Origin of the sequence: Paraburkholderia sprentiae WSM5005 (assembly GCF_001865575.2) — a bacterium.
GTDB lineage: Bacteria > Pseudomonadota > Gammaproteobacteria > Burkholderiales > Burkholderiaceae > Paraburkholderia > Paraburkholderia sprentiae.
Genome location: NZ_CP017562.2, coordinates 1,496,217 through 1,516,730, shown reverse-complemented (window position 1 = coordinate 1,516,730; position 20,514 = coordinate 1,496,217). Strand labels below are relative to the sequence as shown.

Annotated in this window: 19 protein-coding genes and 6 pseudogenes; 8 read left to right on the top strand and 17 right to left on the bottom strand. The window is 58.0% G+C overall.

The window, feature by feature from the left end; translation table 11 throughout:
- Nucleotides 1-213: 213 nt before the first annotated feature.
- From nodU to BJG93_RS23645, 3 genes are all read right to left on the bottom strand, one after another.
- Entirely contained in the window at nt 214-1,971 is a 1,758-nt protein-coding gene (nodU, locus tag BJG93_RS23655) for a nodulation protein NodU (RefSeq protein WP_269217461.1), read from the bottom strand.
- Nucleotides 1,949-2,578: a nodulation methyltransferase NodS gene (gene nodS, locus BJG93_RS23650; protein ID WP_027193788.1), complete on the bottom strand. Its 630-nt coding sequence runs from the start codon at nt 2,576-2,578 to the stop codon at nt 1,949-1,951. Before nodS ends, nodU begins: the two co-directional genes overlap by 23 nt.
- A 191-nt stretch (nt 2,579-2,769) precedes the next feature.
- Complete coding sequence (locus BJG93_RS23645; RefSeq protein ID WP_071336679.1) at nt 2,770-4,782, bottom strand: carbamoyltransferase family protein; 2,013 nt, start codon at nt 4,780-4,782, stop codon at nt 2,770-2,772.
- Here BJG93_RS23645 and BJG93_RS36120 point away from each other — a divergent pair.
- Both BJG93_RS36120 and BJG93_RS23635 read left to right on the top strand, forming a co-directional pair.
- Entirely contained in the window at nt 4,781-5,224 is a 444-nt protein-coding gene (locus tag BJG93_RS36120) for a hypothetical protein (RefSeq protein ID WP_154677405.1), read from the top strand. The genes BJG93_RS23645 and BJG93_RS36120 overlap by 2 nt on opposite strands.
- Before the next feature lie 49 nt (nt 5,225-5,273).
- Entirely contained in the window at nt 5,274-6,194 is a 921-nt protein-coding gene (locus BJG93_RS23635) for a LysR family transcriptional regulator (protein WP_071336594.1), read from the top strand.
- Here BJG93_RS23635 and BJG93_RS23630 read toward each other — a convergent pair.
- The 11 genes and pseudogenes from BJG93_RS23630 to BJG93_RS36115 form a co-directional block, all read right to left on the bottom strand.
- Nucleotides 6,181-6,326: pseudogene (locus BJG93_RS23630) on the bottom strand (IS3-like element ISBvi4 family transposase); the annotation flags it as partial. The gene BJG93_RS23635 and the pseudogene BJG93_RS23630 sit on opposite strands and share 14 nt — an antisense overlap.
- A 198-nt stretch (nt 6,327-6,524) precedes the next feature.
- The gene (locus BJG93_RS23625; protein ID WP_027193789.1) at nt 6,525-7,010 is read right to left on the bottom strand and encodes a hypothetical protein; all 486 of its coding nucleotides are present in this window, start codon (nt 7,008-7,010) and stop codon (nt 6,525-6,527) included.
- A gap of 172 nt (nt 7,011-7,182) precedes the next feature.
- Nucleotides 7,183-7,667 (bottom strand): annotated as a pseudogene (locus BJG93_RS23620) (electron transfer flavoprotein subunit alpha/FixB family protein); the annotation flags it as partial.
- A complete protein-coding gene (nifW, locus tag BJG93_RS23615) occupies nt 7,664-8,020 on the bottom strand; it encodes a nitrogenase-stabilizing/protective protein NifW (protein ID WP_167544159.1) in 357 nt (118 codons plus the stop codon). The pseudogene BJG93_RS23620 and the gene nifW, both read right to left, overlap by 4 nt.
- Before the next feature lie 42 nt (nt 8,021-8,062).
- Nucleotides 8,063-9,199, bottom strand: coding sequence for a homocitrate synthase (gene nifV / locus BJG93_RS23610; RefSeq protein WP_071336593.1), 1,137 nt, complete (start codon nt 9,197-9,199; stop codon nt 8,063-8,065).
- A 353-nt stretch (nt 9,200-9,552) separates the two neighbouring features.
- A pseudogene (locus BJG93_RS23605) lies at nt 9,553-9,780 on the bottom strand (glutamine synthetase); the annotation flags it as partial.
- A gap of 302 nt (nt 9,781-10,082) precedes the next feature.
- Nucleotides 10,083-10,799, bottom strand: a complete 717-nt coding sequence (locus BJG93_RS23600) for a glycosyltransferase family 2 protein (RefSeq protein ID WP_231337508.1) — start codon at nt 10,797-10,799, stop codon at nt 10,083-10,085.
- On the bottom strand, nt 10,777-11,469 hold the full coding sequence (gene nodB / locus BJG93_RS23595; RefSeq protein WP_082194575.1) for a chitooligosaccharide deacetylase NodB: 693 nt from the start codon (nt 11,467-11,469) through the stop codon (nt 10,777-10,779). The genes BJG93_RS23600 and nodB overlap by 23 nt, the downstream gene beginning before the upstream one ends.
- Complete coding sequence (locus tag BJG93_RS23590) at nt 11,466-12,098, bottom strand: NodA family N-acyltransferase (RefSeq protein WP_027193781.1); 633 nt, start codon at nt 12,096-12,098, stop codon at nt 11,466-11,468. Before BJG93_RS23590 ends, nodB begins: the two co-directional genes overlap by 4 nt.
- A complete protein-coding gene (locus BJG93_RS23585) occupies nt 12,095-12,742 on the bottom strand; it encodes a response regulator (RefSeq protein ID WP_154677404.1) in 648 nt (215 codons plus the stop codon). Before BJG93_RS23585 ends, BJG93_RS23590 begins: the two co-directional genes overlap by 4 nt.
- Nucleotides 12,739-12,861, bottom strand: coding sequence for a hypothetical protein (locus BJG93_RS36115; RefSeq protein WP_018423232.1), 123 nt, complete (start codon nt 12,859-12,861; stop codon nt 12,739-12,741). Before BJG93_RS36115 ends, BJG93_RS23585 begins: the two co-directional genes overlap by 4 nt.
- 381 nt (nt 12,862-13,242) lie before the next feature.
- On the opposite strand from BJG93_RS36115, the gene BJG93_RS23580 reads away from it, so the two are divergent.
- A complete protein-coding gene (locus tag BJG93_RS23580; RefSeq protein ID WP_027193780.1) occupies nt 13,243-14,190 on the top strand; it encodes a LysR family transcriptional regulator in 948 nt (315 codons plus the stop codon).
- A 56-nt stretch (nt 14,191-14,246) separates the two neighbouring features.
- On the opposite strand, the pseudogene BJG93_RS23575 reads toward BJG93_RS23580, so the two are convergent.
- Both BJG93_RS23575 and BJG93_RS23570 read right to left on the bottom strand, forming a co-directional pair.
- Nucleotides 14,247-14,372 (bottom strand): annotated as a pseudogene (locus BJG93_RS23575) (IS3-like element ISBvi4 family transposase); the annotation flags it as partial.
- 218 nt (nt 14,373-14,590) lie between these two features.
- Nucleotides 14,591-14,905, bottom strand: a pseudogene (locus BJG93_RS23570) (transposase); the annotation flags it as partial.
- A 397-nt stretch (nt 14,906-15,302) separates the two neighbouring features.
- On the opposite strand from BJG93_RS23570, the gene BJG93_RS23565 reads away from it, so the two are divergent.
- The 4 genes and pseudogenes from BJG93_RS23565 to BJG93_RS23550 all read left to right on the top strand — a co-directional run bounded on the left by BJG93_RS23565 (nt 15,303) and on the right by BJG93_RS23550 (nt 17,436).
- Nucleotides 15,303-15,539 carry a hypothetical protein gene (locus BJG93_RS23565; RefSeq protein ID WP_027193778.1) on the top strand — a complete coding sequence of 79 codons (237 nt, stop codon included), beginning with the start codon at nt 15,303-15,305 and terminating at the stop codon, nt 15,537-15,539.
- A gap of 216 nt (nt 15,540-15,755) precedes the next feature.
- Nucleotides 15,756-15,899, top strand: a pseudogene (locus BJG93_RS23560) (ATP-binding protein); the annotation flags it as partial.
- A gap of 169 nt (nt 15,900-16,068) precedes the next feature.
- Entirely contained in the window at nt 16,069-16,857 is a 789-nt protein-coding gene (locus BJG93_RS23555) for a helix-turn-helix domain-containing protein (protein WP_231337507.1), read from the top strand.
- Between the two features lie 198 nt (nt 16,858-17,055).
- Nucleotides 17,056-17,436 (top strand): CBS domain-containing protein, encoded by a 381-nt coding sequence (locus tag BJG93_RS23550; RefSeq protein ID WP_027193775.1) that lies wholly within the window; start codon nt 17,056-17,058, stop codon nt 17,434-17,436.
- A gap of 128 nt (nt 17,437-17,564) precedes the next feature.
- On the opposite strand, the gene BJG93_RS36490 is transcribed toward BJG93_RS23550, so the two are convergent.
- The gene (locus tag BJG93_RS36490; protein ID WP_162162767.1) at nt 17,565-17,825 is read right to left on the bottom strand and encodes a group II intron maturase-specific domain-containing protein; all 261 of its coding nucleotides are present in this window, start codon (nt 17,823-17,825) and stop codon (nt 17,565-17,567) included.
- Nucleotides 17,826-18,297: 472 nt separating this feature from the next.
- Here BJG93_RS36490 and nifA point away from each other — a divergent pair, with 472 nt between their 5' ends.
- Entirely contained in the window at nt 18,298-20,133 is a 1,836-nt protein-coding gene (nifA, locus tag BJG93_RS23545; RefSeq protein WP_051374168.1) for a nif-specific transcriptional activator NifA, read from the top strand.
- The last annotated feature ends 381 nt before the right edge of the window (nt 20,134-20,514 follow it).

The window sequence follows — 20,514 nt, the reverse complement described above, 5'->3', positions numbered from 1 at the left end:
GCCGTCTGAACTCTAATCTTTGAGGCCACAACTACCTTGAAAATTTCCGAGGATGGCATCGAAGTTCAGCGGGTCGATAAGCAATCTCCGCCCGGGATAAGTGCTTGCGAAAATCGAGCCAAGGGCGGCCTGCTCATCGTCTTCGGACCGTAGCGATAGAGCGAACTCTGCCGGGACGATTGACCGCGTCGTACTGACCACTGAGCTGCAACGTCAGCAATCTTCGAACGGCGACGTAGCGAAAATTGTTTCGTCGACTGACGGCGACAGACCAGTCCTGGTCAGTAACAAACCATCGCACCACACACGTTCGACGCGTCCCCACGCACAGGCTGAAGCAGCGTCCGGGAAGAAACCTCGTCCGTGATAGTTGGCGCTCGTGTTGCAGAGCAACGGAATACCCGTCAGTTTTTCGTATTCGACCAGAAGTTGCGCCACCGGATGCTCGGAAGTTCTTGAAATGGTCTGCAATCGGGCAGATCCGTCTAGATGCACGACGGCAGGGATTTGTTCTCGCCATTCCGCGCGCGTCTGATGATCGAACAACATATAGGGATCAGGGCTCCCCGGGCTAAAAATGGTCGGCGCACGATCCTCAAGGCATATTGGCGCTACGGGACGGAAGTGCTCTCGAAACTTGATGTCGTTGAGATGATCCTTCATTGTGGGCAAAGTCGCGGCGGCCAGAATGCTTCTGCCCCCCAATGCTCGTGGTCCGAGCTCGGCCCGGCCGGCAAGGAAAATGACGGGCTCGCTACTGGCGAGTATGCTGGCGAGTTCTGCAATGGAGCAAGTAGACGCCGTCCATCCGGGCGGTACTTGGCAACCTTTTAAGGCCGGTCCGCTATATACCGACCACTCCAGCGGCACGAAGCCCTTCTCGGCTGCCAGCGCGCAACAAGCGGCGCCAATCGCAGACCCGCTATCGTTGGGAAACGGCGGCACCCAGATTGCGTCGAACAAACCGCTCGCGCGCAGGGCGCTGTTCCATTTGATATTGAGTCCGCATCCGCCAGCGATGCACAAATTTTTCGGGCCCGCAATCGAATGGCGCTGCAGCGCGATACCCATTTCATGAACGAGAAGACGCTCGAGGAATACATGGAACGAGGCGAGTACGTCTTCGGGCGGCTTGGCTTCTAGTCGCAGCGCGCTTGCTTCGAAGAACTCTCCTACAGCCGCTAGTGACGCGTCCGCGCTGTGGATGTTCTCGCGATAAGCTTGCGCACACTCCGTGTCGCCAGCAAAGCGTGCCTGATAAAGCCCGCGAAATACCTCAACGATCTCTTCGTCAACGGAGCCCAGCGCGATGTAAGCCATCAGCTTGCCGGCCACACCCAGATCCCACCGGGCACCGCCCGGCTTCTTATAAGGACCAAAGTGATGACCCGCCGCAGCGTAGATGTGACCTATCACGGGGAACAGGCAGTCAACATGGCGGGCGTGGTGGCGTTCTACATGATAGAGGCGTGGGACGATGCCACCATCCCACACCAAACAGAATGCAGGTTGCCCGCTTTGGGCAAAGGGACTGGTGCAGTACGCGGAGGCCACATGGCCTGACACGTGAGGATAGCTTTTATAAGGAAAGGACTGGCCGCCGACAAGCAGTCCGGAGCCGTCGAGCGAAGCGAGAAGATCATCGGCTCGGCGTTCGGCATAAGGAGCCCCTTTCAGGCTGACGGGAATCGACCCACTGAGAACGCGAAACTGCGACTCGACTACTCCGTCCCAGCCGTCGATGACAAACTGGTCGATATCGTGCGCACGGAAACCATGCTCGGCCAACGCGATCACGATCGCGTCGAGGTCGTCGATCGCCTGATACCGCGGATTGTTGTCTCGCTTTTCCTGCTCCACGCAAAAAACCAGTTTTCCATCCTCAACAAGGGCGATCGCACCGTCGTGCGTCAGTTTGATCCCACAAATGCGCATAATATCTCCCGGCCTAACGCTGGTAAGTTGGTCCACACGAAGGCGAAGCCGCGTTTCGAAAACAGGCGAGCAGACAGTCTTCATTCAACGACTGACCGACGCAGCTCAAACGATTGATTTCAACCAGCTCTTCTTCCAGGATGGCTATGACCGTCTCGGCTCCGGCAATGTGGCCCCATCGCCGGCAATTGGCGTCACGTGCCGATCCGAAAACCAGCTGTCCACCGGGGGCAAGCATCCGTGCTAAATTGCGGACAGCGGCGCGCACCTCGGCGCCGCCGTCGAGGTAATAGAGAACCTCTGCCACCACGACCAGATCGAACTGTTGCTCAGTCGAAAAATGCTGGACATCGGAGACGATCCAATTGATGTTCGGCGGGTCCATCATCCGTTCGCGTGTCCTAGCAATTGCGCGTGGCACGATATCGATCACGGTGAGCCGTTGGCAGTGCGGTGCCAATTTTTCCGTGAAGGCTCCGCCTGCGCATCCGACTTCGAGCGCATTTTTGACGGATCCCTGCGAAAGTGCCATCCGAAGCATTTGCCTGTGGCGTTCGTGCTCAAAGGGATTGCTGTCGAGCCGCCATGGATCGTCTGCGTCCAATTCCCGACTCAGCAATTCGAAGTTCGTTTGATGTGTCAATTCCGCCTACCTTTATGGTGCGCCGCTGCAAGTGTCCGGACCTTGGGCCGGGACTGGTGCTCCGTTGGAAACCGGCGTGTTGGTACAAGAACTGCACGGTGGCCAAACGCTATGTTTAACGTTCTAGAAAAATAGCTCGCGAGCACTGTTACCTAGTTTCAGATCTTCAGCCACTCATTGGAAGAGCGTCGTTACCGTGACAACGCCCGTGAGGGATGTAGCCGAACCCGACGCTGTTCCCACAATCCGCGCAGCTCCTTAACGAGGGCTTCACGTCGAGTCTGCTCAGGCGTAATCGTATCGAGAAGATGTCCGAGCACGGCTTCGCCTTCGATCAGCATCAGCAGATCGAACAACTCATGTGAAATACGCACACTGTCACAGTTGGAGCCGCCGGTGCGAATTTCGCACACCGTTTCCTGACGATCCCGCGCTGTGTGAGCGCGGACTCGATAGAGCGATGCATAGGGCGGCAGTGAAACCGCGAGCGCAGTCCAATGTTCCTGCGTTGCGGGCCGCTTTTTGACGAGGAACGGCCCGACCACAAGTCCATCCAGCTCTGTCGTCAGAAATGTGGCAATCGCGTCTGCAACCGAATCTACGATCGGCTCAGCGTTGTTATTAAAGGAAGTATTGAGCAGAATTGGGATTCCTGTCCGCTTCTTGAACGCATTAATAACCTCCCAGTAGGCGGGATTGGTCTTGCGCGAAACTGTTTGCAGCCGCGCTGTACCGTCAATGTGCGTGATGGCGCCGAGGAAGGCACGCTTGGAGTCGCGCACGCGAACTACAAAATTCATAAAAGGGAATTCGCGGGTGCCCTCTGGGAGGTCAAAAAATTCGCGCGCATCGTCCTCGAGCACTGATGGCGCGAACGGTCGGTAACCCTCACGCTTTTTGACCATGGCGTTGATCCGGTCCTTGTTTGCGGCCGGCCTGGGATCGGCAAGAATGCTGCGGTTGCCAAGCGCGCGTGGCCCGAACTCCGAACGACCCTGCACCCAGCCGATCACGGCGCCATTGGCCATCCAGTCCGCTGCTCTGCCTGCCACGTCATCACTGCGTTCAACGTGGAGGTGTCCTGCCCACGCATTCAATTCTTGCTCCACGACCAGATCGCTCCCCAGATCGGGCCCCCAATAAACCTCCTGCAATCGCTCACGCGGCGCGGGCCGACCGAAGTCGTTTGACATCATAAGGGCAGCGCCTAATGCGCAACCGGCGTCATGCGCTGCGGGCTGCACGAAGATGTCTTCGAAAAGTCCCGAATACAGCAGCTTACCGTTCATGGTGCAGTTATGAGCTACTCCCCCGGCTATACACAGCCGCTTCATACCGGTGACCTCCCGATGATGGCGGAGAATGTGAAACACGATCCGCTCCAGCGCTTCCTGCAATGAAGCACCCACATCTCGATGCTGCTGTGTGAATGGCATTCCCTTTCGCCGGACCTGGATGCTGCGGAGCAACGTCGGACCGATGCGGTCCAGGTAGACGCGGTACTCACCGTTGGCGGACAGTTGATAGAATTGCTCGAAGAGCCCGCGATAGGGAGCGGGATCCCCATAAGGTGCAAGCCCCATGACCTTGTATTCGTCGAACAAGCCGTAACCGAGATACCGGATTGTTTCGAGATAAAACAGTCCTAGAGAATTATGCTCTGCGAAAGTCGCGAGTTGCGTAATTTCGGTTCCAGATCCGAGCGCCAAGAGCCCCGAGAGGAAATCACCGCCGCCATCAACCGCGAGGATCAGACTTTGCTCGAATCCAGACATCGCAAACGCGCTCACGGCATGCGCCAGATGGTGACTCACGAATGAGACTCGCGAAGGATCGATCTCGGTACCGAATTCTTGCATTAGTAAGTTACGCAGAAACAGCTTGGCATCCACCGGAACGGAGATGTTCGGCTGGGACAGGAACAGGCGTTCGAGCATAACGTTGCAATAGGCCTCGGTAGCGTAAAACGCGATGCGGTCGATATCGCTGAGCTGAATCCCTGCGGATGCGAGGCAGTATTGAATTGAACTGCTCGGGAACTTGTTAGAGTGCTTGATCCGGTTGAGGCGCTCCTCTTCGACGGCCGCTATTACGCGTCCGTCCCGGACAAGCACCGCAGCGCCGTCGTGCAGAAATGTGTTCGGCAGTGCGAGTGGATTTTCATGAACTTTGTCTAGTCCGCCGCTCACTCCTAAGCACAGCATGTCTCTCTCCTTCATCGTGGTAGGAAGGCCCTATTGGCAAGGCTCGAATCCCTACCACCTAAGCAAGGCAGGGTATCGCTCGCCGCTGGGAACACCGGTCAGACGTCACCAGCCCCAAAGAATCTCGCCGCAATTCATGAAAATTCTGTGCCGTTTGGTCCAGGGATTGCGTTTCTTGGCGCTGAAGGATGGCGCGACCAGAAAGCTGAAGCGCTGGAACCCCGAGGAAATCCCCAATCTCTGCGAGACATGCGGCGGGTTCGCGAGAAGGCTGCCGATGCATGTGATTGATCGTCAACTGCTGCAACGTCATTTCCTCGGCTTCGCTCAGTTCTACGACACACTTCATCCACTACCCGGGCACCACGAAGGCGCCAGCAGGTTTTGCGAAATTGAAATGGATCTACCAGGAACACTATCCTCCATGCCGTACAATTCGTAAAATCGATTGTTTTGATGGAACACATCTACATTATGGATAACTTGGGATCATGCGTTTCAAGGGCCTCGATCTGAATCTCCTCGTCGCGCTCGATGCTCTGATGACCGAGCGTAATCTCACCGCGGCGGCACGCAGCATCAACCTGAGCCAGCCGGCCATGAGCGCGGCCGTCGCCCGGCTACGCGCCTATTTTTGCGATGAACTATTTACGATGAGAGGCCGGGAATTTGTCCCAACACCGCGTGCAGAAGGGCTCGCTGCTCCAATCCGCGAGGCTCTGGTGCACATCCAGCTCTCCGTTATTTCCCGGGACGTCTTCAACCCAGCCAAATCGGATCGCCGCTTCAGGATCATCCTTTCCGATTTCATGGCAGTCGTATTTTTTCGAAAGATCGTGGAGCGTATTGCACGGGAAGCTCCCGCCGTCAGCTTCGAATTGCTGCCACTTGCCGATGACCCCGATGAGGTTATTCGGCGCGGCGAAGCCGATTTTCTTATCTTGCCGGAAATGTTCATGTCGAGCGCGCACCCTAAAGCGAAGCTGTTCGAGGAGACACTCGTGTGCGTAGGCTGCCGCACGAACAAGCAGCTATCAGGGCAGCTTACATTCGAGAGATACATGTCGATGGGGCACGTGGTGGTCAGGTTCGGGCGTACGCGGCAGCCCTCCATCGAGGAATGGTATTTGCTTGAGCACGGTCTCAAGAGACGGGACGAGGTCATCGTGCCGAGCTTTAGCATGATCGCGCCTATGCTATTAAACACTGACCGTATAGGGACGATGCCCTTAAGGCTGGTCAAGCACTTCGAAAAAACGATGCCTCTGCGGATCGTCGAAGTTCCACTGCCATTTCCCGCATTCACCGAGGCCGTCCAATGGTCTGCCTTTCACAACAGTGATCCGGCAAGCAATTGGATGCGGGAGATAATATTGCAGGAGGCGTCACGCAGCCCCCATTCGGCACGGTGACGGCCAACGCCTGATCGAGCAGGTTCGGCGCGACCGGCAAGCCGTGTGTCAATCTGGTTGTTGCCTTGATTTGCGTTTCCGGTTGCAACGCAACCCCTGCTTGCGACGCAGTCTCTTTATCGGATGTACGCCGAATTATCGGCACGGCTGGGCTACCGGTTTCCACGGCTCGCTGAAAAAACGTCCACGGCATGGCGTGCGCGCCCGCGCGAAGTGTGCGGTGAGCGTCGGCTTTGACTACTGAAACGATCGCCACGAACTGCAATGGAGTTCTGCCATAGCCAAGTCGGGGACATATTGTCAATCTGTCAGTTGATCTTCCGGCGGCGATTATCGGGACCCGGACTGTGCGAGCAAGGCTTCCACGACGTCCAAGCCTATGCAATCGATCGGGTCTAGCCTGCGCAGCTTGGCGATCAGCTTCAGTGCAACGGCGCGCTCGCCGCGCCGCACGCTGATGAACGCGAGGGCCTTCAGTGTGAAGAGCCAGAAGCGGCCTGGACCAGGAATGGTGAAGTCGGTGTCACCCGGCTGTACCGCACACCAGTCGCTGTCGAGCGACGCCTGCCGGGCGGCGACCGCCAAAGCCTTGGTCGCGACCTCCTGCGCCTCGCCAAGTTCACCCCGGTTCGCATGGAACTTATACAGCAGATAGTAGGGTGGCAGGCAGCGCGGGTACGACAGGACCGCAGTCCACAACGCGGCGGCCACATCGTCATTGCTGCCGCCGCGGGTTCTCTCGATCAGCTGTAGCACGGGGGAGGGAACGTTGCCGCCGAAGAGATCGGTCGATTCGATACCAGTAATGAGATCCATCAATTTGCTCCGATATGGTGAGTGGTGAGGCGTCCGGCCGCTTTTGCGGCGCTCGGAAGCCGATGTGACGATGGATGTGTTTGTCTACGCGAACCTGAACTGGATGCGATGCCCGCCGCGCGGACACGCCCATTCGAGGTTGTGATGGTCCGTGCACATAATGCGGCAACTACGGGTCAATGTTCAGCTCAGTGCAGTCGGCGGTGAGGCCGGTCAAGAGCGTCGTTGCGACAGATCCGGCGAGATCGCGGGCCATCGAGGTTGCACCGAGCAGCAGAATCTCGGGGCGGTACTTGTTGACCGGGTCGGTCAGCCCCTCCTTCGTGAACGGTTCGTTGCGATAGCCGAGCGACACAGGGCCTTGAATCACATACGCTTTGTCCCCGCCGAAACTGAACGCCTCACTGGCAAACTGCTCAAGCGGCACGTCGGTACCGCCGAGCACGGCCACAGCGACACGACTGCCGAGTTTGTCGGCGGGCTGGGTGCCTCACCGAGCAGCTCCCATGACACGCTATGCACGTGGCCGCGGTCGTGCTCGAGAAAGACCCAGGCGCCCTGGCAGGCTTTCAGATCTTCGGGCAGATCGAGGTTACGGCCGGCGGCTCGTTTGACCGGCGCGGCCGGCTTCTTTTCCGAGGCAGCGGGCGAGTTCAAGGGGCCCTCTTCATCAACAGGTTCGCCTCCAATGTCGGATGGCGAGCGAATATCTTGTGCACGAGTTTCAGCGACACGTCGCGCAGGCTGGACGCTTTGAAGACTTTTTGTTCCGCGGGCGTGGAGACAACGAACTCGTTGTAGGCCTTCTGCAGTAAGCATCGATAGACGGCGAGCAGGGCCGTCGCGTTGTTACGCGGCAGTTCTTTCTGTTGCTCGATATTCTGAAAGAAGCGCTTGAGGATGTGCAGGCGGCTCACGTTCACCACCTTCTCGTCGAATGCGATGTCGAAGAATCGCAGGAAATCCTCGGCCGACGACAGGTGACGCAGTTGTTCGATAACTTCTTGCATGTCGTTACTTCTATTGGACAAGTTTGGCCGCCATAACCACACTCACGACACCTTCACCCGCGTGCTGTGGGCTTGGGTCAGGAAGCGGCGCAGATCGCTTGCATTCGGCGCCTGCTTGTACTGCGTGACGAAAGAGCGGATGCGCGCAAGCAGGAGCGGGATGAGCCGCTCCGACACCCTCACGCCTAGAGCGTCGTAGGCCTCACGCACACTTTGAGATCCAGAATGTTTCCCGAGTATCGTCGACCGTTGCCGGCCGAGCTCTGCTGGATCGAATCCCTCGTAGGTCGTGGGGTGCTTCGCGAGGCCGTCGGTGTGAATGCCCGACTCGTGAGTAAAGATGCTCCTACCGATGATGCTCTTGTTGAAGGAAACTGCGCGGCCTGAGGCTTGTTCGACCAGCGACGAAATGTGGGGCAGCGCTCTGGTGTCGACGCCAGTGTCTCGTCGCAGCAGGTGCCGCGCGCCCATCACGACTTCTTCCAGCGCTGCATTGCCGGCGCGCTCACCCAACCCGTTGACGGTGGTGCTCGCATGTGTCGCGCCGGCCCCAAGGGCGGCCAGTGTGTTGGCTGTGGCGAGCCCGAGGTCGTCACGCGCATGGATTTCGATCTCCAGATCGACGGCGACGCGCAGCGCTGCAATGGCGTAGAAGGTCTTAAAGGGGTCTAGGATACCGACAGTGTCGGCAAAGCGCACGCGCTGGGCCCCGTGCTGCTGCGCGCATTGAGCCACTTCTATGAGAAATGAGGGATCCGCGCGCGAGGCGTCTTCCATGCCGAGGGAAATCTTGGGATGGTTTTTCGCTGCCTCGTCGACGACGCGTGCGATCTGCGCCAGTACCCAACTGCGCGACTGCCGCAGCTTGTGTTGCAAATGAATATCCGAAACGGGAACTGAGAGATGAACGATATCGGCATCGCAGCGCAATGCCGCGGTGAGATCCTCGTCGGTGAGGCGCCCCCAAACCATCAGGCGGGCGTCGAGGTTCAGGTCGACGATTGCAGCGATGCACGCCATTTCGTCTTCGCCCATGGCAGGAATTCCGATTTCGAGTTCAGCCACGCCGGCTTGCGACAGTGCGGCGGCGATTGCGCATTTTTCCTCGGTGCGAAACGCGACGCCGGCGGTCTGCTCGCCGTCACGAAGTGTCGTGTCATTGATAATCGGATTGAGCATGTCAGGTCTCTTGAGTTGTCGGCGATGGATCGCAAGCGTTGTGCCAAGCGAGCACCTACAGTCGGAGCACAATTTGCGGGATGTTGACCGGCACAATGTCGGGTTATGGCGGTGCATCGTCCGATTGTTCGTGTCGCGAATGTTAAGTTCCGGACAATGCGGCCGCGCTGGAGGTGGCTCGATCGGTTCCATCCGCTAGCGGACAGAATGTCGAACCGATGTCGGTGGCGTCCCGCAGCGTTTTCGGAATTTCCGGTAGCTCGGCATCCCGATACGCGCCGCCGACAAGCGGGTCTGGCAATGCCAGCTTCTCGTTCGACGCCCGCAAGACCCGCCGCGATCAGGGCCGCAAAAGCGGGATACGCATTCAGCTCCGCACCGCCAATACGGCACTCAACGCGGACGGCGTCCGAGCCTTCGCCGTAAAGGCGGAAACCGACCGTCCGATTGTCTTGGCTCCATGCGACCTTGGTCGGCGCGAACGTACCGAACTGGAATCGCCTGTAGGAGTTGATGTGGGGCGCCAGAAAGAGGGTGATGTCCTTCGAATATTTCTGCAGGCCCCCAAGGTAATGGTGCATCAGATTGAGACGTTTATATGCGGATGCGGTACGAACGCTTTGCCGCGCGGCAACGTTTCACAGGGGAATCTTCCTCTCCGTGCAAAATCTGGCGGTGGGCGAGTGCCGAGCTGCTTGCGGTAGGGCTCAGTAGCTCCAGTTTTCACGGAGTCGACGGATGCACAAATCGTTAGTCGGTAAGGGATTTTAGAAACCAACTGCTAGATTCTCAAACGGAAAGCACGATCGTCTCATTGCATCTAAGATAAGTGGCGTGCACGATCACTCGTCGCTGCAAACGCCGTCATATGCCACCACCAACGTCAAAGAACCGCGTAAGATCCGCTCTGCGAAGCGCCATCGCAATACCGAAAATTCTGTAGCGTTCGGTCCCGTCTTCGGGTTTCCGGTGGCGGCCTGTTTCCACCTCCGTATGGTACGTTGGCAGCAGCGCTCCGTGACAGCCAATCACTATTGCTTAATGTACGCAGCGCATAGGCTTTCAGGGGGAGCAAGAGAAAGAGGTTAATGGGTGTGTGAAGAGAAAAGCCAAGAAATCGAATCTGGCGAGCGCGAACCGATGCCACCCTACAGCGGATCATGGTCAATGATGCGATTATCAGGGCAGTCCACCACGGCACTGTCGCTGTCAATGCGAGCTGCGCGAGCCCCGCTAGAAGCGAGAAGGCGAGAAATAGCGAGCCCAGATTCTGTCCGATCACGTCCAGCGTAAGGTAGCGATCTAGACAGGGCAGCAGGCGCAGCGAAAGCAACGTGTCCCGATAAGTACTGCGCGCCCAGCGCAGTTGTTGGCGCAGATACGCCCCCAGTCTGTCCGGAACGACTGTCGCCGCAATGGCGTCCGGAACGTACTCGGTCCGATAACCTGCCGTCAGCATGAGAATCGTGAGATGACGGTCCTCGCCGAAGTCGCTCGGCTTCCCGCGAAAAAGTTGCGTCTCGTACTGATCTAGCAGCAAAAGGAGCCGGAGCGCATAAGACGAGACAGCGACAGTGCTAGTTGCGGCAAGCATGTTCATAGGGTGTCTGGTTTGTCCGGTTAGGTTGAGGAAGCGATCGGATTGCAAACCCCCGGTCATGCAATGCTGGAATCATGAGGGAAAGCGCCATGAGGGTCTGCTCGCGCCGACCAGCGTGAGTGCATCGTCCCAACTCATCGGGAGGGCATCCGTCGTGCAAGAGCACAATTGCACCCGGCCGGACAGAGTCCAGCACTGCGCTGACAATCGCGTCCACGCCGGGACGAGACCAGTCTCGCGGGTCTACCGACCAGTGGAGGGGCGCCAGACCAGCGCTCGCTGACGTAGTGAACACTGCTTCGGTCCACATGCCATACGGGGCACGCATATACCGCAGCGAAGCATGAGGGCTCGCCATCCTGATGACCCTGCTTGCCGTTAGTATTTCCCGTTGCACTTCGGTGGGTTCGCATCTGGACAGGTCTGGATGAGTCATCGTGTGGTTTGCGACCTCGTGCCCTTCTGCGATCATCCGTCGGATCAGCTTCGGCTGGTCCGCTGCGTACGCACCGATGACGCAAAAAGTCGCTGGCACCCGGTGTTCCGCCAGCACATCGAGGACGTCCGGTGTGCAAAGTGGATCAGGGCCGTCGTCAAACGTCAAATAGACGTCGCGACGTCCGTTGGTGTCAGCGCACTCGCTGCGCGCTTCGGATAAGCAGTGCCTCACAGCTCTGGCCCGTTCCGATCAATTATCGTTCCGGTCGGCCAATCGCTCATTGACCGTCCAATCGGTAAGACGACAATGAGTACGTCCTCGATGCGCGTGGGCGGCGTGTCGAGATGCACTTCTCGAAGGGTCGACCTCACGCGAACTCCAGACACAATAGTCGCCAGACCGGGTCGGCCGAGCAGCCTTGCAATATGTTGCCGCAACGCGTGTCGAACCGTGCCGAAGCCAAATGGAACGCCAAGTTCCTGCAACACGGGATACATCACGCGCATTAATTGAGGGATTCCGAGTCCCTCAAGATCCGGACGTACCGCGTACAATCCTAGTTCGGCCACTAGTAGATCGACTGCGCCAACCTTGATGAAACGACGCAGTGCGCCGATATGAGCCGCTACGCCGCGCGCGTCGTAGCCGATTGCACGGAACTCTGGCCTCGCACCAGCCCAACTGTGATTGCCTTCGAATGGTTTTGCATTAAACGCCCCGGTCGGTCCGTAGGACTTTCGGAAGAACTCGGACAGTTCGATGTGGTCGGCGAGTCGCAACTCATTTTCCCAAACCAGCCTCCACCGCACCTGAGAGCGCATGGAGAGAGGTCCTCTATCTGTGGACACGGCCAAATTCACGACTGCCTCCTATGCGCCGTCCGGCCTTTGAGGGCGGACCTGACGGACGCGAAGGACTTGCTGAGAAAGCGGTTCGATTTCAAGAAATCATCTGCACTCTGGAACAGTTCTGGGATGAAGCCCGAAGAAAAGAGTATTTCCGTCAACGCTTCACGGACCGTTCGAACCTCATCCACGATGGAGATTACATCGAGTGCGCGTGCCTTTCGTACCAGATCTACCAAAGACTTCCCCCGCATCTTCCGCACGATCTGACCGCGATTGACACGAGATCCATTTGGCCGGGTCGCTGAAGCATTTGGCACCTGCAATCGGCTGCTCCCGATTCGACGCGAAGCCAAGGCGAAGTCGAGGGTTGCCTCAACTGTACGAAGGTAACCGGCCGATATAGGAAGGGTTTGGAAAACTTTGCGAAGGTTTGCCGGTAGTAAGTGCCTACGCGACCTGCCAGACGCTTGTCGCGTCGTGTCGGCGCGATCCAGCTTGCCCATGCGGCCGAAGGCCGTGGCCGCATTGGACATGTGCCTCGGTGGATGCTCGACGTACACCTGAGGATTTTTCTCGGAGTCAAGGCAAAGATCGACAACCGTCTTGATATGCCTAAATTCTATTTCTCCGGCCCGACGTTTTGCTAGAGGATTCATGAGAGCGTCCACGAGAAATTGACTTGAAATTTGGTGCCGTATCCGCCGAGAAAGTTCAGCGAGTTCGGCATCGGCGTTTCCTTCGTGCAGGTGATGAAGCGTCGCCAGTGGTGCTTCATGTTCCCACCGTTATGGCCGCCCGTCGGGCCATACACGCCGATGTTGCGCCATGCGTGAGCCAGTCACGGACCGACTGCCCGCTCACGCGGAGTTGCTCGGCGGTGAGCTTGCAATTGGTCCTGTGTCCGAGCAGCGACAGGGCTGCCGCTCGCGTGCGCGTGTCCCGATGCATGTGCTTAATCGACAACTGCTGCAACGTCATTTCCTCGGCTTCGCTCAGTTCTACGACACACTTCATCCACTACCCGGGCACCACGAAGGCGCCAGCAGGTTTTGCGAAATTGAAATGGATCTACCAGGAACACTATCCTCCATGCCGTACAATTCGTAAAATCGATTGTTTTGATGGAACACATCTACATTATGGATAACTTGGGATCATGCGTTTCAAGGGCCTCGATCTGAATCTCCTCGTCGCGCTCGATGCTCTGATGACCGAGCGTAATCTCACCGCGGCGGCACGCAGCATCAACCTGAGCCAGCCGGCCATGAGCGCGGCCGTCGCCCGGCTACGCGCCTATTTTTGCGATGAACTATTTACGATGAGGGGCCGGGAATTTGTCCCAACACCGCGTGCAGAAGGGCTCGCTGCTCCAATCCGCGAGGCTCTGGTGCACATCCAGCTCTCCGTTATTTCCCGGGACGTCTTCAACCCAGCCAAATCGGATCGCCGCTTCAGGATCATCCTTTCCGATTTCATGGCAGTCGTATTTTTTCGAAAGATCGTGGAGCGTATTGCACGGGAAGCTCCCGCCGTCAGCTTCGAATTGCTGCCACTTGCCGATGACCCCGACGAGGTTATTCGGCGCGGCGAAGCCGATTTTCTTATCTTGCCGGAAATGTTCATGTCGAGCGCGCACCCTAAAGCGAAGCTGTTCGAGGAGACACTCGTGTGCGTAGGCTGCCGCACGAACAAGCAGCTATCAGGGCAGCTTACATTCGAGAGATACATGTCGATGGGGCACGTGGTGGTCAGGTTCGGACGTACGCGGCGGCCCTCCATCGAGGAATGGTATTTGCTTGAGCACGGTCTCAAGAGACGGGACGAGGTCATCGTGCCGAGCTTTAGCATGATCGCGCCTATGCTATTAAACACTGACCGTATAGGGACGATGCCCCTAAGGCTGGTCAAGCATTTCGAAAAAACGACGCCTCTGCGGATCGTCGAACTTCCGTTGCCGCTTCCCGCATTCACCGAGGCCGTCCAATGGTCTGCCCTTCACAACAGTGATCCGGCAAGCAATTGGATGCGGGAGATAATATTGCAGGAGGCGTCACGCATGGTTCCTCCGCGTGAGACCACGCGAAGACCAATCCACCCAAGTTAGGAAATGGGATCTTTCAGCAAGGTTTTTGCGGCATGGATTTTGTTGGGTTTCGAGGGTTTTGTGGCGACATAACGGATATCGCCACACCAAGCCTGATTCGGCGCAGTGACGGCAAACGCCTGATCGAGCAGGTTCGGCGCGACCGGCAAGCCGTGTGTCAATCTGGTCGTTGCCTTGAATTGCGCTCCGAAGTGCCTTGCAAGCGTTCGGCCCCATAACTCTCACGGGAGCGCTGATGTGCGGCAGTATCTCCACCTCAAGCCGGGCCCCTGCTGCGCGCGGTGACGCCGCCATCGCTCTATCCACGAATCAAAGACATAGTGCGGGTAGATAGTCGATCCTGCAAAATTCAGTTTGCGGTGGCGAGCCAACCAAGGGTGCGCCTGTCGGCGAACAGGAATCAGCCCATCGAAAGCGGTTGTGCCGAGCAAGCGCTCGGCTGCAGCGTGACATTGGCGAGCCAATGCAGCACCGCGAGGATAAAAAATGCAGGCCCCAGGCCCAGACGGACGATGGCGCGCAGCAACCAGCGCAGGTTGTAACCGGCAGCACACAGTACCGCGTGTAGCGCACCGCCGGTTTGCCCTTTGAGCCAGCAACGCCGCATGCCGTGGTCGTCCTTCACATGGCCGATGACCGGTTCGATCGCGTGCCGTCGCTTGAGCCAACGTCGCTGCGTGCTGGTCAGGGTCTTCCGTTTTCCGCGATTAATCAGTTATACTGATGACACTTAGGCATTGACGCCCCGAACCCCGAGATCGATCGGCACGGCCTTCGGTTGCGGCGTACCCGGGCAGATCCTCCAACAGAATGGTGTCACGGATCGCCGTATAGGAGCCATTTGATGATCGGCGCATAGGCGCCACCTGCGCTGTGTAGCAGAACGCGGTTCGAACTTTCCCCAACTGGGTACGCTTCGCTCTTTTCTGAGTGGAGCGCCCATGGCCAACCGGAGATTCGAATTGTTTGAGTACCGCCAAGTCCTTGTCCGCATGCGGCAGGGCGATTCCGACCGCGACATCGCGCGCGTCGGGTTGATGGGCCCGCCGTGAGGCGGTGTCGCCCTGGAGCTCGGCTGGCTCGATCCAGCGCAGCCGCTGCCGGAAGACACCGTGATCGCCGGACGCTTCGGCCGCACACCACACCTGCCCAGCATCTGCGTGTCGACGCTCGAGCCCTTTCGCGAGCGGATTGCTCGCTGGTTCGAGTCCGACGTCCAGGGCACGACGATCCACAGTGTCCTCAAGCGCAACCACGGCTACTCCGGCAGCTATTCCGCGGTGCGCCTAGACAGCGTCAAGCAGCACGGCCGGTCGGCCAAAACAATTGTCGCTGCCCGACTCATTTAGAACCTGCGAGAAGAGCTCCAGCAGAGCATCACCGCGCCCTTCTCGGAGCTCTTGCAATCGCTGTGGGGAAACAAAGTATGTTGCCAACATGACGTCCTCCTGTAGTGGCGATCGGCCACGAAAGACATTATCATTATGCGGGGAGACAGGGGTTAGATCTGTCGCGTTCACGGCCCCATGGGGCTGACACTTCGCGTAAAAATAGACCCTGCATTTAACCTTGACGTCAGCGAGTGGGGCGAGGCATTCGCCGGCAACCGCATCCTCCGTGCCGCTACGCTCGACCGTCTACGCCACGGTGCCCACCGCATCGTGCTTGACGGCGACAGCTTCCGGTCACCCAAACCGATGCCCGAACACGATAAAACTCGCGGGGGACACTTGTCGCCCCGACGGATCGGTCTGCTTTGCTTGATCTGGATCATGGTTTGCCTCGATTCAGTTGTGCGACAGTTAGCCGCGCAATTTCGAGATGACAAAGACGGGTTTGTGAAACAGACTTGGACATCGATTGAGTAAGGAGAATCACATGGCAATTGCGCACAATCGCCTTACCGCGCCACAGACCGACACGTTTCGGCCTTCGACAACGGCTTCGCGGACGAAGCCCATGGGTTCGAGTGGCACGTCATGCAAGACCTGCACGATGCGTCCGTTTTGCGCGGTGAACCCCGATGAGCTCGCCTGCGACCGGCAAATGGACGACCTCGTTCTCGGCTATCGCCACGTGAGAAAAGGCGAAGCATTGCACCGCGCGGGCGATTCATTTTGCAACGTCTATGCGGTTCGCACGGGATCGTTCAAGAAGCTCTCGCTGCTTCCGGACGGGCGGGACCAGGTCACTGGGTTTTATGTTGCCGGCGATCCGATGGGCTTGGACGGCATCGCTACTGGCCATTATGCAAGCGACGCCATCGCCCTTGAAGACAGCAGCGTATGCGTGATGCCGTTCCATCTGCTCGAGTGGCTGAGCCGGGAAGTCAAAGCGGTGCAGAGTCACGTCTACCGAATGCTCAGCGCGGAACTCGTGCGGCAACGCGGTGTCAGTACGCTGCTCGGCACGATGGCGGCCGACGAGCGGGTTGCGTCGTTTCTTCTGGATCTCTCGCGGCGTTGGCGGGCACGCGCCTATTCGCCGACCGAATTCATCTTGCGAATGACGCGCGAGGAGGCCGGCAGCTTTCTCGGGTTGAAGCTGGAGACGGTCAGCCGCATATTGTCGAGGTTCCAGAGGCAGAGGCTCATCACCGTGAACGGTAGAGAAATCCGCATCCTCGACTTCGCCGGATTGAGCAAGGTCGCTAGTCTTTCGGCCTGAGGTAAGAAAGCGGCTTCCAACGCGGACAGGTCCGGTTGTTTCATGAATCGCATCGCTTGTCCAATCCGTTCGTGACTCCCCCAGAATCCCCCGAATGGAAATCGTCCGCGTGTTTTCGCACCATGATTCGGTCAAACCAGTGCGCAGAGCCGGGGGCGGCGATGCGATTTAGTCGCCTGATCGCTCCACGCGTTCCTGATGTCTTACTTGACCCAAATCAAGGCGCAGGCAGACGGTGTTCGATACGCTTGCGTCCATTTAAAGACGAGAATGATGGTTCGCCGGGAAGCCATGCCGAATCACACGTTGGATGTCGAAATCGGACGACTTGTATCGTGGCCGATACTGGAGTTCATGCTGCAGACGACCGTAAGGCACGCTGCCATGCAGATGGCGGCGCGCCGGTGCCTCCTTGAAAGCCGGATGCGTCATATCGGCGTGCTGGGCGAGCAGCATACGCTGATCGGGCCGCTTGGCTTGTCCGGGCCCGACCGCTGGCCGGCAGGCCCGTTCCTGGTCCAACCAGAGGCGTATCAGCTGTCCTCGGCCCGACAGGGTGTTCACCATTTCGAACCATAGCGGTGTTCAAAGGAGTGTTTCCATGCCGGGTCAAAGGGATTGGCTTCGCCACGGATTTACGTATGTTGCCGGATTGGGACGTCGGATGCTTTGCGTAGCCTCGTCCCGGGTTCCCTTCTGCCGTTAGTTCACCAGTATCGCGGACAATACCCAGTGCCGCGTTCCTTCACGATGGAAGTATCGCGCTCTGATCCATCGTGCGCCCTTGCACGGATGCCGCCCGCAGCACCACTTTCACAACGCCTGCCAGATGGCAGCGTCGACTGCGCTATATATTGTTTCGAGACCAAGCATCGATGACAGTTCGACCAGCCATCGATGATCGGGCTGAGCAGGCCGATGAGAGTGACCTGTTCGGCCGATGCATTGTCGTTGATGACTGAGCGCACTGTCACTAGAAACGTTTGAACATTCTGTTTTGATGGCTTGATGAGTAGCTTGCCGTTCGGATATTTTCGAATGTTATGCCCGAGAAATCGAACCCTTGCAAGACGTGCGTGATCCTGGTCTTTCCGGAGAGAGCGTCAGTCCGCGCTCCTGCAGAAAGACCCCGACCAGTGGCTTGACCTCGTCTTCCAGCAACTCTTTCGAGTAACCGGTGATCAGAAAGTCATCGGCATAGCGAACCAGACTGAGGTAGCAATTAATGAGGGACGACGCCTGTAATCGGCTGCACCTGGAGTAGACAAATTGCAGTTTGAGCGACATCAATTGGACTCGCGTTCTTGGCGGAATCCGCGCGGCGAGATGGCAAGAGGAGAAAATAGGCAAATCAAGGCACTATAGTTTCACCGCCCTGCCATGAAAAGACGTTATCTCTTGAAGTCAGTCCGTGAAATTGGGCGCGAGATCGAGGATGATATGCAACACAATACTCGTAAATCCGAACAAGGTGACAGGGAGGATGGCCCCAACAACGGAGACGTCGTCATGCTGCATATCGCTTCCGTACGCGAAAGGCGTATCTCAAAGTCCGAGACGGACCACGCGGTCCCTATTGTGCAGTGGTACGAGAGCGCGCTTACCGGCATCTTGGAAATATCGAAGGTACTCACCGCCCCCTGCCGGCTCGAAGTCATGTTGGCCAACGTCGTCGATCTCCTGCAATCGTTTGTGCAGATGCGGCTCGGTATCGTCTCTCTCTTCGACGATGATGGCGTACCGGATATTACCGTTGGTGCCGGCTGGGGCGAAGGCAGCGATGAGCGCTACCGGATGCGCCTGCCGCAGAAGGCAATTGACCAGATCATGGCGACGGACAGGCCGCTCGTCGCCGAAGACGTAGCGGTGCATTCGGGCTTCAGTACCGCCGACATGGGCGTGCTCGGTGCTTCCGACAACGTGCGAGTGTCGTTCATCGGCGTTCCTATTCGCATCGACGCAAAAGTCGTGGGCACGCTGACCATCGACCGCATCCTGGATAACGGGGCGAATCTCCGGCTCGATTACGACGTGCAGCTGCTTTCCATGATGGCCAACCTAGTGGGGCAGACGGTGAAGCTGCATCGCTTATTTAAGAGCGACCGCGACCGACTGATGGCGGGGAGGGACGGGCTGCAAAAACAATTGTCCGAGCTCAAGTACCCTGCACAGGAGCGTAAGAAGTTTCAGGTCGAGGGGATCATTGGCGACAGCCCGGCGCTGCGCGGCCTGCTCGAGAAGATCGCGGTGGTAGCTAAATCGAACAGCACAGTTCTCTTGCGCGGGGAATCCGGTACCGGGAAGGAGCTGGTCGCCAAGGCCCTTCACGAGCTGTCGCCGCGAGCCAAGCGGCCCTTCATCAAGCTCAATTGCGCGGCGCTCCCTGAGACGGTGCTGGAATCCGAATTGTTCGGTCATGAGAAGGGTGCCTTTACCAGCGCCTTCAATTCGCGCAAGGGGCGCTTCGAACTCGCCGACAAGGGGACGCTGTTTCTGGACGAGATCGGCGAGATCTCGGCCTCGTTCCAGGCAAAGCTGCTGCGCGTCCTGCAGGAGCAAGAATTCGAGCGAGTCGGCAGCAACCAGACCATTAAGGTCGATGTTCGCGTGATTGCCGCCACGAATAAGAACCTGGAAGACGCGGTGGCAAGGAACGAGTTCCGCGCCGACCTTTATTATCGCATCAGCGTGGTTCCCTTGCTGCTGCCGCCGTTGCGTGAAAGGCGCAGTGATATTCCGCTCCTCGCCGTTGAGTTTCTCAAGAATTTCAACAGCGAGAACGGCCGTACCCTGACCTTCGATGCGAGTGCGATTGAAGTATTGATGAACTGCGGTTTTCCCGGCAATGTCCGCGAGCTCGAAAATTGCGTGCAGCGAAGCGCGACCTTGGCGCCGGGACCAGCGATCGTGAGAAACGACTTTGGTTGCTGCCACGGCCAGTGCCTGTCCGCGCTGCTGTGGAAGAGCGGATCGGACGAAATCGCGCTGCAGCCCGGGCGAATCGTACCAGTGCCCGGGAAGCCGGCTACGCCTCGGGTTGAGGCTGTTACGTCGGGCGCAATTGCGGTCCAGCCTGTCGGCAGCGAGAGGGCTCCGTTAACGGCTGGTGGGGCAGTCCTCGGAAGTGATGCGAAGATGACCAACCGCGAGCGTCTCATCGCCGCCATGGAAAGATCCGGCTGGGTGCAGGCAAAGGCGGCGCGGCTGCTTGGACTGACGCCGCGCCAGATTGGCTACGCGCTGAGAAAATACGGTGTCGAGATCAAGCGTCTCTGAAAGGACTGCCTGACTTGCGGCGTGTCGGGGCCGCGACATCGCGACTGAGGCGAATGGCTCTGACAAGTCAAATCTGGATTTGACGTGGACGTTGGCACGATCACGATCGTGGATGGCACGACAGGTTAGAGCGTGGTCGGCAAAGCCGGGAATGTCCGAGCACCGTCGAGTGCGCGAAAGCGACAAGGAACCGACCAGCGAAACCCGTCAGGCTCAGCGGCACAGCCACCTTGAAAGTCCGAATGTACGGTTGCAATCTACCTACCCATCATCATCGATTGAAAAGTTGGCAAACTGGCGGCGTCCATGTACTGACATTCGTTGAGTCGAAGTTGGGATCGACGGCGGCTGGCCGCAATGGCCAACATTAAGACATTCAGT